Origin of the sequence: Neobacillus niacini, assembly GCF_030817695.1 — a bacterium.
Taxonomy (GTDB): domain Bacteria; phylum Bacillota; class Bacilli; order Bacillales; family Cytobacillaceae; genus Neobacillus; species Neobacillus niacini_F.
Genome location: NZ_JAUSZQ010000002.1, coordinates 2,524,408 through 2,537,147, shown reverse-complemented (window position 1 = coordinate 2,537,147; position 12,740 = coordinate 2,524,408). Strand labels below are relative to the sequence as shown.

Here is a 12,740-nt window from a genome sequence, read left to right as displayed (position 1 = left end):
CGAATAATGAATATTCATAACAAATATTTTACATATATTATAGCGAGTGTTAGCATTAAATTACAGAAATATTTAAATATTCTTATTAACACCAAAAGGAGTATGATTATGTCCCAAACAACAACAAAACAACAGCAACATTATATCAAAGAAGATAAGGAGAAATGTGAATTTAAGGTAGCTAGAAAAGTATTTACTGAAAAAGAAATATTGGAGATGGAAAAGGAAAAGATTTTTGATAAATGCTGGCTTTACTTAGGACATGAATCAGAGGTAGCAAATAATAATGATTTTATTATGAGGAAGGTTGGAGGTAGAAATTTAATTTATAACCGAAGTAGTGAGGGGAAGATTCAGGCGTTTCTTAACGCATGTCCTCATCGTGGCGCTATGGTCTGCCGTGATCGCCGAGGGAACTCCAAAAACTTCCAATGTTTTTATCATGCCTGGACCTTCAATTCCAAAGGTGAATTGGTAGGAGCACCTGGTCGTGATGGTTATGCGGATAATATGAATTGCGATCATTCATTTGACCTTGTAAAAGTTCCTAGAATTGAAAATTATCGAGGATTGATTTTTGTAAATTTTGATGAAAACGCTATCTCACTAGAGGAGTACTTGGCCGGAGCTAAAGAGTATCTTGATTTGGTTTTAGATCAATCAGAAATTGGAATGGAAATTTTAGGTGGAACCCATGAATATAGTATGAGGGCCAATTGGAAATTACTTGTAGAAAATAGCGCGGATGGATATCACGGTATTCCTACACATAAAACCTATTTTGAGATTTTAAAAGAACAAAATGGAAATGGGCAAATGCCAAAAGTAGGATCAAATTATAATGTAGCGAAGGACCTAGGAAATGGACATTTTGTTACTGAAAAAAATTCTTTACCTTGGGGCAGACCGGTAGCTAGGTGGGTTCCTGCATTTGGGGAAAAAGCAAAAGAGGATATTGAGAAAATCCAAAAAAAATTAATTGATCGCTTTGGAGAAGAATATGCAAAAAGAATTTATGAAAATGACTATAATATGGTTATTTTTCCAAACCTCGTTGTAAATAACATCATGGCTGTAACCTTAAGAACGTTTTATCCAGTGGAACCAGGCTACATGGAGGTAAACCAATGGGCAATCGCTCCTAAAGAAGAAAATACTGAGTTTAAAGAAAGAAGAATCAATAATTTCTTAGAATTTTTAGGACCTGGCGGCTTCGCAACTCCAGATGATAACGAAGCACTTGAACTATGTCAGGAAGGATATGAAAACAATAAAGAAGCACAATGGAATAACGTTAATAAGGGAATGAATAAGGAGTTAGCCGGAGAGACTCCTCACAGTACAGATGAGTACCATATGCGGGTTTTTTGGAAACAATGGAATGAAATTATGGCCAAGGAATAGAAAGAGGTGCCTTTTAATATGGAAATGACAAGAATCGAAGTCGAAGATTTCTTATACTACGAAGCTAGTTTGCTTGATGAGTGGAAATTAATTGAGTGGGCAGGACTCTTTACCGAAGATGCCCATTATCTAGTCCCTCCTACCGATAAATTAGATGCAGATTTCCGGGAAGAATTGTTCATCATTTCAGATAATCATCAAAGGATTGTTCAGCGGGCAGAGCGATTACTAAAAAAAGAAGCTCATGTCGAATATCCTCATTCTCGGACACGTCATTTATTTAGCAATGTCAGAATTAGAGGGATAGAAGACGAAATCGCTGAAGTAACATGTAATTTCGTAACTTATCGTTCTAAAAGAGAAAAGTTAGACCCCTTTGTAGGAAGGATTGATTATAAACTTACTAAGGTAAATGGGGAAATAAAAATAAAAGAAAAACGAGTACTAATGGATTTAGATTCTTTAAGACCACAAGGAAAAGTAAGTATTGTTTTATAAAATTTGGAGGTGCCGGAATGATACGTTATCAAAAATTAGGCTATGTTGCTTTAAATGTTACAGATATTGACCAATCACGTGATTTTTACGAAAATATTGTCGGTTTAAAACTTGTAGAACAATCGGAAAACGGTCCTGTTTTCTTCAGATGCAGCAGGGATCACCATAATCTTGTATTATACCCAAGCAGTACACCTGGTCTTAAGCGCGTAGGCTTAGAAGTCGAAGACCCAGAACAGCTTGAAATCGCCTATAATCATTTTAAAAATGTTGGGCTAGACCCTAAATTCCTTGACAAAGAAGAGCAAAGAGCCCTTCGTCAAGGAAAAACATTCAGAATTCATGATCCTAATACCCAAATTACCTTTGAATTTTATAGTGATATTACACAAATGGCAACAGAATTCCAACCAACACATACAAATATTGCTAGACTTGGACATGTTGTTATCAAGGTTCCTGAATTCGAGAAATGCCTGGAATTTTTAACAGAGGTTATGAACTTTAAAGTCTCTGATTATCATGATGAAACACTTGCTTGGATGCGTGTATTTCCAAATCCTTATCACCATACTTTCGCAATTGCCCGTGGGGAAAGACATCAACTTCATCATATCAACTTCATGGTATCCGACATTGATGATGTCGGAAGAGGCCGTAATCGCTTAATTGAAAATGAAGTACCAATTACTTTTGGGCCAGGGCGACATGGTCCATCGGGCTCCATATTCCTATACTTCCAGGATCCAGATAATTTGACTGTAGAATATAGTTTTGAAATGGAAGAGTTCCCGGAAGAAAAACCAAGAAAAGCAAAATTATTGGAAAGGCACCCGAAAACAACAGACCAATGGGGCGGAAAACCAGATCCTAAATTCGCAAGCTTCGGTTATATTGAAGGCGCTGTAGAAGAAGTGAAATCATAAATCGGGTATTCAATTTAATGTATCAAAACGTCTGGATATTCATTCCAGGCGTTTTGGTTTTACAGGGATAAAATTGAAAAAACAACAAGTATTCTCTTACAAAGTTGAATACTTGTTGTCTAAGTAATTGTATCATTTTTTTAATCTATCAAATTTTAAATAACTTTAGATCGGATTCCGGAAACCTTATTAGCAATTTGTGATATTACATCAACTGGAATCTTAAATCCAAGTGCCGTAGGATCATTATGAACATATAACTCAATATTATCTAAATTTTCAATTTGAAACTCAGTAAAAGTATTTGGCAGTCCAATCTCATCTCTTAAATTCCGAATATACGATACCACTTCTCTTAGGCAATTTTCCTTGTTTTTGAGAGGTTTCAACGATACCCAAATGAGCGGCAAATTCCTGTATTCTAGGAAGATATAGGGCAGGCATTGCCCCCATTACTTCCGGAAGTAAGACTGCATTTGCTAGTCCATGCGGGACACCATATTTTGCTCCAAAAACATGGGCAAGGTTATGAACGGGGATTACACTAGTGGTTAGTGTAAATGCAAGAATAGCCATCGAACTAGCCATCAGCATTTTTGCCCTCGCATCAACATCTGTACCTTGCTTTACCGCGGTAGGTAAATTATCTGCTATTAATCTTGCTGCCTGGATGGCATAAGCATCTGTTATTGGATTAGCACGAGGAGAAAAATATCCTTCGATAGCATGTGTTAAGGCATCCATCCCAGTAAATGCTGTAATCCTTGGAGGTAACCCGACCGATAATTCCGGATCAAGCAGGGCGATATCAGGACATAAATATGGGCTAGTCAATGCAGTCTTTAGTTTTAATTCTTCATTATATACTAATGCTGCTGTTGAAACCTCTGAACCCGTACCAGCGGTTGTCGGAATTGCAATAATCGGGATGGTATTTTCCTCTGCCTCATGCCATTGTTCCTTAATGCTAAAAGTTAACACCTTTTCAACTTCATTATGTCCCCTTTGCAATGCCCACCTAACTGCTTTCACAGTATCTAGGACACTTCCGCCTCCAAGAGCAAGAAGTGTATCACCATTTAATTCTTTTACCATTTTAATCGCTTTATTCACTGTCTTTGCTCGTGCATCTTGTTCAATCTCATCAAAAACTCCTACTAGCTGTACGGGTACAGACATTTCAGCAAATAATTCAGTGATTTTTTCTGTTACACCTGCCTGATTTAAACCTTTATCCGTAAATAGAATCGCTCGGCTCCCGCCTAATCTTTTTATTAAGCTCGGTAACATCACCCTAGACCCAGCGCCACTATTTATAATAGTTTTTGTGGAATACTCAAAAAATGTACTTATTTCCATTTAATCACCTTTTTCCTTTAAATAGATTTTGAACTAATATAGAATTTTAAAAGTGGGCTTTTTATTTAAATCAGTCGTAAGAGAAGTGTGAATATGTTTAGCTTGTGAATATTCATAAAGTACATCTTCACCTAGTTCTCGGCCTATTCCACTTTGTTTGTATCCTCCGAATGGAGCATCATACCTCATTGTGTGCCAATCATTAATCCATACTGTTCCTGCTTGTAATTGACTAGCAATCCGTTTAGCAGCATTAACATCACTTGTCCACACCCCTGCAGCTAGTCCGTAAATAGAATCATTTGCAATTTTAATCGCTTCATCAACCGAATAATAGCGGATGACCGAGAGAACCGGACCAAAGATTTCTTCTCTTGCAATTGTCATATTATTGTTTACATCCGCAAAAATTGTCGGTTCAATAAAATATCCATTTTCTAAGCCTTCAATTGCTAATCGCTTACCTCCACATACTAATCGAGCACCCTCATTGATTCCTTTCTCGATATAACCAAGAATTATGTCAAGTTGTGTTTTTGAAATAACTGGCCCCATTCCTGTGGTCGCATCTAGAGGATCTCCTATCTTAATTTTCATTGCTTGTTTTGCAAGGCGTTCCACCACTTCATCATAGATTGAATCATGAACTAATAAACGCGTGCCGGATTGACAGATTTGTCCTGAATGAAAACAAAAACCAAATAGAACTCCTGGAATTGTAATTCCAAGGTCAGCATCTGGCAGAACGATTGCTGCAGACTTCCCACCTAGTTCAAGAGTCGTCCTTTTTATTGTCCCTGAAGCAAGTTGCATAATTTCTCTTCCAACTTCAGTCGAACCTGTAAATGCGACCTTATCAATGTTAGGATGAGTTGCTAAAATTGATCCAACATCAGCCCCTGGACCCGGAAGGACATTAAATACACCATCTGGAATTCCAGCTTCGGTAGCTAATTCAGCTATTTTTAATGTCGTTAAAGGAGTACTAGAAGCGGGCTTTACAATAATTGAATTTCCCATTGCGAGTGCTGGTACAATCTTCAGCATTGCTAGTAGCATTGGATAATTCCAAGGAGTAATTGCCGCAACGACCCCTACAGGCTCTCTCCAAATTTCATTTTGATTTGGACCAACAACTGGGAGAAACTCCACTTGTGGAAATTGAAGTAGCTTTTTTACCGTTTGATTAATTAAATCGGCTGCTTTTATTGCATCGATGTTTGCCCGCCTTGCAATTGCACCAGAACTTATAATCTCTAAATATCCTATTTCTTTTGCATTTTCTAATAACTTGCTGGCAAATACACCAAGGATATCCGCTCTTTCTTTATATTTTTTTCTTGACCATACCCCAGATTCGAAGGCCTTTCGTGCTGTAGCAATCGCGAATTCAGTATCTTCCTTGCCCGCCTGTGCAACTTTCGCTACAACTTCTCCATTTGCTGGATTTTTCACTTCAAAAGATTTACCACTAACGGACTCCTGCCATTTCCCATTAATATATAACGAATATTCTAATATTTGTTTTGTATGAGTCATATAATATCCCCTTTTCTTTTTCTGTCAGTCATTTAAAAGCTCATAGATTAGTAATCTACGAGCCACGTCATACTTAAATTAATTCAATTACATCCATTTTATTTAGACTTGCATTTTTTAAAATATTCATCCTTACTCTAAGTTGTTTCTCTGAAAAATCCAATACATCTTGGATTTTCACACCAAAAGGATCCGTTGCGTCAGAGGCATATCCCTTCCAAACTTCAGCTGCAATTGGCATCCATTCTTTTTCCATTTTTTCACAAACAAAGTCATATAATTCTGGTTCCTCAGAAATCAATCGTTGTAGAAGGTACGTGCCAAATGCAATATGTCGTGATTCATCTCTTTTTAAATTGGCGATTCCTTCTGCTAAACCAGGCATTAAATTCGATTTAATGATGCCTTCATAAAGACCAAAATATCCAGTTTCAGCTTGTACTCCTTCGGTAAACATATTGTAGAAAGCTGCAGCTTCAGCAATATTTTTGTTAGACGGGTCATCCAATAGACGATTCATGATTTGTGGGAGAAGTTCATAAAACATCTTTTTATGTGAATCTGAATGATAATGAGAAAGGTCTGAAGACTCCCCAAGTTCATTTAGTAGGATATGGAAAAGGTCAACATGCTTTGCCTCTTCAAATAAAAAGGAAGTCAAATATAGTTCTTCTTCAATCCAGCCTTTTTTAGCCATTGTCATGATCATTGGAAGGATGTCCATTGTTACTGACTCCTCACCAGAAATAAATCTTGAAAATCGCAATCTCATATTATCTTTTTGGGCATCCGATAATTGTGCCCAATCTTTCTTGTCTTGGGTAAAGTCAATGTCAGCTGGATTCCATACCCCGTGACGTTTGGCTTTTGTAAATAGTTGGTAAGCAAATGAATTTCTATCGAGTCCTTTTGTAAGTGAGATAATTTCTTTTCTCATGGATCATCCACCTCTTAAAATTATTTGTAAGTGCTTTCATTAATAACTCTATAGCAATTGACCAACGATATAAACCCCCTAAAATGAAGGGGGCTAATCTTTTCAAAGACTGTATATAACAATCTGAATGACCTTTAAAAATAGTCTGTATTGGGATTTCTGGATAGGCTAAACTTGTCTAGACAGAAATTATAAGGTTAAGTAGACTACAGATAATAAAGTTGAGGATAATTTACAATGACTAAAAGAGAAGCATATGGTGCTACTGTGCCTGAAGGTAAACCTCGTTCGTGAGCACGATCTAACACCATCTGCTCTAGATAAATGGATTGGTGAAAGCCAAACTACAGGCAAAATTGTTTTCAAGACGAAGGATGGTCGTATAACTAGCAGTTGAAAGCGATAGTAAGCTTTATTTAATAAAAGAATCTAACAAATGCTTCTTCTATTTAAGAGAAATTTCCATGGCAAAACTACTGCGGCTAAGAAATATACCCTTGTCTTAACGCCTCAGCTACTGCATGGGCTCGATGTTCAACTTGAAGTTTGATAAATGTAGATCTAATATAATCCCGCACAGTATACTCACTAATCCCCATATTAGCGGCCATTATTTTAATTGTTTCCCCAAAAGCCATGCGTTGAAGCACTTCAGTTTCCCGGTCACTTAATTTTTTACGCTTATTTTTCTTCACTCTCTCTATTTCAAAGTATTCACCTAAAAGTTGTCCATAAAAGGTCAGTTCTTGGAGAACTTCTTTTTGGGAATGGAAAGATTCTCTAGGCTTTCGTAGGGTTGAACATCCGATAACACTGCTGTTATATGTTATTGGAACAACATAGAAATCATGACAAATATTAAATCGTTCAATGTACTTATTTGGGAATCTTATAACAAGTTCATCCTCTTTAAAGCATTGTGCTTGTTTATTTTCTATCGCCGTAAATAATACTGGAATTTCACTAAAGTCTTCCATAATATCTGTAATAGAAGATTCCTTTCCAAAGGTCCACAATCTAGTCCCGATTCCCACTTGATTAATCATTGAATAACTGAACAAACTCGCTATTTCAAACGAAAAATATTTATTAAAACCTAGGATTGCATATTTTTGCTTATCCACTACACTAGCATTATTAAACACATTGTAAATATACTTCCTCATTTCACTCTTAAGGACCAAAAATAATTCCCTCCTTATAAGCGTCTTTATAAAGAATAACAAAAATAAAATAATTTTTGAATTTTAAATATTGAAAAAGTTTGTAAAAAAGAAAGGGAGCATAATCTTTTAAATGCTCCTCAATAAATTTAATTAATTGTTTTTATTTTTTGCGTTATTGTTGATGCCCCGTTCTTTATAAGATCAATTAGCACTTGTTTTTTATACTCTTCAAATCTCGCAGTTGGTATAACAACAGTTAAACTAGCTAATATTTCATTAAAGGGATCAAAAATTGGTGCACTTATCGCTATGATTCCTTTAAGGCGTTCACCGTAACTGATTGCAAAGCCTTGGTCACTGATTTTAGATAATTCATCTAACAACTCATCTTTAGATGTGATAGTGTTGTCAGTCAATTTGGGCAGCTCAATTTCCCGAAGGTACTTTACTAAATCTTCCTCTGGCAGAAAAGCTAACAGTACTTTTGCTGAGGCCCCAGCATTCAAAGGGGATTCCTGACCAACAAACACCTTTGCTTGAAGTTCATATTTACTTTGAATTGTCCCTATACATTTACGTCTATTCTCTTCAATTACGCTCAAAGATACGGTTTCTCCAATTTCTTCAGAAATGGACTTCATAATTGGATTCGCAATTGATAATAAACTCGAATTTTTTTCAACCAAATTACCTAAAAATAATAATTCTATACCAAGTTGATACTTTTTAGTTTCCTCATTTTTTTGCAAAATACCTTCAAATACCAAGGTTGAAAGTAAACGTTGTAAACTTGATTTAGATAATCCCGTCTTATTATGCAATTCAGTTAGAGAAAGCATTTTGTTTTCGGTAGAAAACGCTCTTAAGATTTGAATGGCCCTATGTAAAGTTTGCATTGAATAATTTTTCTTAAAGTTATTGTCATCCATGTAATATCCCCCTAAATAAATATGACAATATAATTATGTTTATATTAATTATACCCTATTTTATAAATAGGGTATAGCTTCTATTACTAGTATATTTAGGGACCATCAAATAGCCCCCTCTTATTAAATTACGTCAGAATTCCTCAAATTTTCTATATCTTCTATCGTATATCCAAGTTCCTCGAGTACCTCGTTCGTATGTTCACCAAATAGAGGTGGATGTCGTTTAATCTCTACTGGTGTTTTAGAAAGTTTTAATGGACTCCCAACAATTTTAATTTTTTCGGCAGTTGGATGTTCCATTTCCACAATCATTTCTCTTGCATTTACTTGTGGATCTTCAAAAACACTTTTCATATCATTAATTGGACCATTAGGTATACCTGCATTCTGTAGTAATGGTTGCCACTCACTTGAGGTTTTTTTCTTTAGTTCTTCTGATATGATTAAAATTAGTTTATCTTTATTTTGTAACCTACTAGGATTATTTTTATACAACTCGTCATCAGCAAGTTCTGGTCTACCTATTACTTCCGTAAATTTTTTAAATTGCCGATCATTCCCAACAGCAATAACCATTTCTCTGTCTTTGCAAGCAAATGTTTGGTATGGGACAACATTCGGATGTTGATTCCCCAAAAGTCCAGGAACCATTCCAGAGGTTAAATAATTACTAGCTATATTTATTAATGATGATACTGCCGAATCTAGTAGAGCAATATCTATATGTTGGCCTTCTCCTGATTCATTTCTTTCATTTAACGCTGCCAAAACTCCTATTGTCGTATATAAAGAAGTGATCACATCAGTGATAGCTACACCTACTTTAGTAGGACCTACTTGTTTGTCGCCAGTTATACTCATTAATCCTGACATTGCTTGGATTATATAATCATATCCCGGGAATTCTTTATATGGTCCGGTAGCACCAAACCCAGTAACTGAAGCCAAAATAATACCAGGATTTATGCTCTTCATTTCCTCATAACTTAATCCAAATTTCTCTAGAGTTCCAGTTTTAAAATTCTGAATAACTACATCCGATTCAGCAATTAATTTTTTTATTATATTCTGACCCTCGATTGTCTTTAAATCGACAGTAATCCCCCGTTTATTTCGATTAGTACAAAAATAAAAAGCACTTTCATTACCTTTGAATGGTGGCCCCCAAAATCTTGTATCATCCTTTGACCTAGGTCCTTCCACTTTTATTACATCTGCACCTAAATCCCCTAAAATCATTGAGCTAAATGGACCTGCCAAAACCCTAGATAAATCAAGAACACGTATACCTTCCAATGCTCCAGCCACAATTATTCCTCCCAATTTTATATTTTTTAATCAATTATTTTAAATTTATTGAATGTGTCTATGAGAAAAAATGTTGAAGAAAAATTACATATAGACAAGAAACAAACCAAAGAACTAGCGCAAATTTTTTATTACTTTTAGCAACTTTTAACGAAGATACTTCTAATAGTTGTGCGATAAATTGGTTAGTGGCGCTTAATTGGCTAAACATAAATGCCGTTCCACCCCCCGCTGTTATTAGTAACGCAAACCATTCAGCCTTTAGTTTTATTGATTCTGGATCAATAGTACCTGCTAGCAATATCACGGATAATATGGGGAAAACTCCAATTTGACATAATAGAATTGGAATAAAACCAATAATAAAGATAAGCCCTACACCCAAATATGGAAAAATTATACTAATAATATTATTAAACAACTCTAAAAAAATACTATGTTCAAAGGAATATAAAAACAGACCAAGGGACAAAAACAATGAGAATTGATCATCTTTATTGGATATATCTATTAAGAAGGTATACTTGATTTTGTAAGCAATACTCTTAATCTCTCTTATTCTAATAGCCCAAACAATAGTGATGATAATCGACATTACACACAATGCATGGATTAAGGAGACATTAACTAGATGCGCAAAGAAATTGGATGAAATAATAAATATTATAAAGATAAAGATAAGTTCAAATAAATTAGCATACAAATATTTTTTGGTCTGTATTGGATTCTCAGTTTTAATAACCTTTTTATTATTAGCGTAGGTCAAAGGAATTTCCCAAAAGCCAATTATTATGTCTATTACGAGTAAAAGTAGACTTAAAAATAATGCAGGTACAAAATAAGTAATCCAGGAACCTTTAACACTTTCTAATGCAGATAAACTCATAGCAGCAACAGGTGTCCAAATTATTACTAGACAAAAACCCCTAATTAATGCTTTTATATTTATTTGAATTTGATATTCTTTTTTAAATGATCGAATAGCTTTTGACAATGTACTTTTAGTCATTACAATTGCAGCCATACTTATGAATGCTGCTAATAAATATGATATTAAAGTTGTTAAATTATAAAAAAAATGGGAGCCCATTCTACGTTTTTTTGCCATCAACAATGTTTCAACTGCTTGTGGATAAGGGCCCATTTCAATAGGCAGTGAAAAAATCGGCATAATAACCATTAAACTTAACACACTTAGCACCATTGGATATCCATCAAGTAACGATACAATGTTATGTCCACTGTAGTAAGACAAAACAAAACTTGAAATGATAAAAATAAATGACAGGAATTTGCTTTTCCATTCAGTAGAATGCAAGGAAATAATTAATGTTAGACAATATAGAATCTTTACTCCAATAACAAGAGCGTCGACTTTAAAAGTAACGGAAATTAAGTAAATACAGAGAAAAAGAGAAAAAATAGTGCCCCTAATTGTATATTTTTTCATTGTTCAGGTTCACATCTATTCTTTAAATTAATTCGTTTGTACTTTCTTGCATTTTAACTCTTGTTGAATAATTCTAAATACTAACACCCCCCTAACTAAATATATCAATTATCGGTAATGGTATCCTCTATTCAATATTATATATACTTTTAAATCATTAGTCAATTATGAATTATCAGAAAATAATTTAATTATTCTTAAATTCACTTATTAAATTCTTCCTAAATAGTAAGGAGCAAAATCTTTCGATTGTAAATAATATTTCAAATAATCATCAATCTTCGGTTTTATTTAAGCATAATATATTCATAGTTTCTTTTTAGACAACATCTAACGAATGAGGAAGTGGGAACAAAAAAAAGGCCATAAAATACATGAATTTGTTTCATGAATTCTCATATGCCTTTTTCCCTTCTTGCGGAGAGCAGGGGGTCATTCATCATCATAATTTACGGAAAAATAATTTGACCGTTTTAATAGAAATAAAAAATCATTCGTACAATTATTCTTGTTATTCATTCCAGAACGCTCGTAATTTTTGAATTAGTGTAGATATATCATCTTTTGTTACTTTCATCCTAAGCGTACCACCTTTTTGATAGTTCATTATTGTTTTAAGGGTTAAGATTGTTGGGGGTGCCAGTCTTATTTTCTTGTTTCTTAAAGCATTTATAGCCTCATCAGGCGAATACCAGTCTGCTCCTTCGATCTCCGTTTGATCAGGTGATGGATATTGTCCTTGAGGGAGCTTTGCCAGGAAAAAACGCGTATCAAAGCGAATGGGGTGATTCTCTGGTGTAATAATTTGACCAAAATAAGTTAGGCATTGTATGTTAAAATTGAGTTCTTCATTTTCTAACAATTGGGAAAATGAAATTTCTCGATTTAAAAGTTGTTTCCTATATTGTAGCTCATTTTCCTTTGGTATTCGCACTGGGGTTCCATCCTTCTTGGTTCCTAACAAAACACCTACCTCTTCATACAACTCTCTTGCTGCACCTATGTAATGAGCAGGAGTGAGAGAAGCTTCTGTCCCTTCAGTATTTACATAATTCCTATTTATGTTTTGATCCCTTTCTTCAATGGCCCCGCCAGGAAAAACATGATATCCCCCTAAAAATTTCATTGATGTTGGCCGTTTTGTTAAATAAACTCTTGAATCATCCATTAGTACGACTGTGGATGCAGGTTTAGGTACAGCAACCATAATACAAGCCCCCT

General features: G+C 34.8%; 11 protein-coding genes. 3 read left to right on the top strand and 8 right to left on the bottom strand.

The annotated features are described in order from the left end of the window. The first annotated feature begins 108 nt into the window (after positions 1–108). The 3 genes from QFZ28_RS13120 to QFZ28_RS13110 are packed head-to-tail and all read left to right on the top strand — an operon-like array spanning position 109 to position 2,828. Positions 109–1,404, top strand: a complete 1,296-nt coding sequence (locus QFZ28_RS13120) for an aromatic ring-hydroxylating oxygenase subunit alpha (protein WP_307195035.1) — start codon at positions 109–111, stop codon at positions 1,402–1,404. A gap of 18 nt (positions 1,405–1,422) precedes the next feature. Continuing rightward, positions 1,423–1,902, top strand: coding sequence for an aromatic-ring-hydroxylating dioxygenase subunit beta (locus tag QFZ28_RS13115; protein WP_307195034.1), 480 nt, complete (start codon positions 1,423–1,425; stop codon positions 1,900–1,902). Between the two features lie 17 nt (positions 1,903–1,919). Continuing rightward, positions 1,920–2,828, top strand: a complete 909-nt coding sequence (locus tag QFZ28_RS13110; protein ID WP_307195033.1) for a VOC family protein — start codon at positions 1,920–1,922, stop codon at positions 2,826–2,828. A gap of 318 nt (positions 2,829–3,146) precedes the next feature. Here the strand turns inward: QFZ28_RS13110 and QFZ28_RS13105 are convergent, their stop codons facing one another. The 8 genes from QFZ28_RS13105 to QFZ28_RS13070 form a co-directional block, all read right to left on the bottom strand. Next, positions 3,147–4,118: an iron-containing alcohol dehydrogenase gene (locus QFZ28_RS13105; RefSeq protein WP_307195032.1), complete on the bottom strand. Its 972-nt coding sequence runs from the start codon at positions 4,116–4,118 to the stop codon at positions 3,147–3,149. Between the two features lie 102 nt (positions 4,119–4,220). After that, the gene (locus QFZ28_RS13100) at positions 4,221–5,726 is read right to left on the bottom strand and encodes an aldehyde dehydrogenase family protein (RefSeq protein WP_307195031.1); all 1,506 of its coding nucleotides are present in this window, start codon (positions 5,724–5,726) and stop codon (positions 4,221–4,223) included. Between the two features lie 73 nt (positions 5,727–5,799). Then, positions 5,800–6,663, bottom strand: coding sequence for a R2-like ligand-binding oxidase (locus tag QFZ28_RS13095; RefSeq protein WP_307195030.1), 864 nt, complete (start codon positions 6,661–6,663; stop codon positions 5,800–5,802). A gap of 482 nt (positions 6,664–7,145) precedes the next feature. Then, positions 7,146–7,847 carry a response regulator transcription factor gene (locus QFZ28_RS13090; RefSeq protein ID WP_307195029.1) on the bottom strand — a complete coding sequence of 234 codons (702 nt, stop codon included), beginning with the start codon at positions 7,845–7,847 and terminating at the stop codon, positions 7,146–7,148. A 128-nt stretch (positions 7,848–7,975) separates the two neighbouring features. Beyond that, a complete protein-coding gene (locus QFZ28_RS13085; protein WP_307195028.1) occupies positions 7,976–8,758 on the bottom strand; it encodes an IclR family transcriptional regulator in 783 nt (260 codons plus the stop codon). Between the two features lie 123 nt (positions 8,759–8,881). Then, positions 8,882–10,069: a CaiB/BaiF CoA transferase family protein gene (locus QFZ28_RS13080; RefSeq protein WP_307195027.1), complete on the bottom strand. Its 1,188-nt coding sequence runs from the start codon at positions 10,067–10,069 to the stop codon at positions 8,882–8,884. 58 nt (positions 10,070–10,127) lie between these two features. Continuing rightward, complete coding sequence (locus QFZ28_RS13075; protein ID WP_307195026.1) at positions 10,128–11,249, bottom strand: hypothetical protein; 1,122 nt, start codon at positions 11,247–11,249, stop codon at positions 10,128–10,130. A 781-nt stretch (positions 11,250–12,030) separates the two neighbouring features. Then, entirely contained in the window at positions 12,031–12,726 is a 696-nt protein-coding gene (locus QFZ28_RS13070; protein ID WP_307195025.1) for an NUDIX hydrolase, read from the bottom strand. Between the last annotated feature and the right edge of the window lie 14 nt (positions 12,727–12,740).

Excerpts from the sequence above, each read along its gene's own strand:
- QFZ28_RS13120 (WP_307195035.1), top strand. The coding sequence starts at position 109 with ATGTCCCAAACAACAACAAAACAACAGCAACATTATATCAAAGAAGAT.
- QFZ28_RS13115 (WP_307195034.1), top strand. The coding sequence starts at position 1,423 with ATGGAAATGACAAGAATCGAAGTCGAAGATTTCTTATACTACGAAGCT.
- QFZ28_RS13110 (WP_307195033.1), top strand. The coding sequence starts at position 1,920 with ATGATACGTTATCAAAAATTAGGCTATGTTGCTTTAAATGTTACAGAT.
- QFZ28_RS13105 (WP_307195032.1), bottom strand. The coding sequence starts at position 4,118 with ATGTTACCGAGCTTAATAAAAAGATTAGGCGGGAGCCGAGCGATTCTA.
- QFZ28_RS13100 (WP_307195031.1), bottom strand. The coding sequence starts at position 5,726 with ATGACTCATACAAAACAAATATTAGAATATTCGTTATATATTAATGGG.
- QFZ28_RS13095 (WP_307195030.1), bottom strand. The coding sequence starts at position 6,663 with ATGAGAAAAGAAATTATCTCACTTACAAAAGGACTCGATAGAAATTCA.
- QFZ28_RS13085 (WP_307195028.1), bottom strand. The coding sequence starts at position 8,758 with ATGGATGACAATAACTTTAAGAAAAATTATTCAATGCAAACTTTACAT.
- QFZ28_RS13075 (WP_307195026.1), bottom strand. The coding sequence starts at position 11,249 with ATGGTTATTATGCCGATTTTTTCACTGCCTATTGAAATGGGCCCTTAT.
- QFZ28_RS13070 (WP_307195025.1), bottom strand. The coding sequence starts at position 12,726 with ATGGTTGCTGTACCTAAACCTGCATCCACAGTCGTACTAATGGATGAT.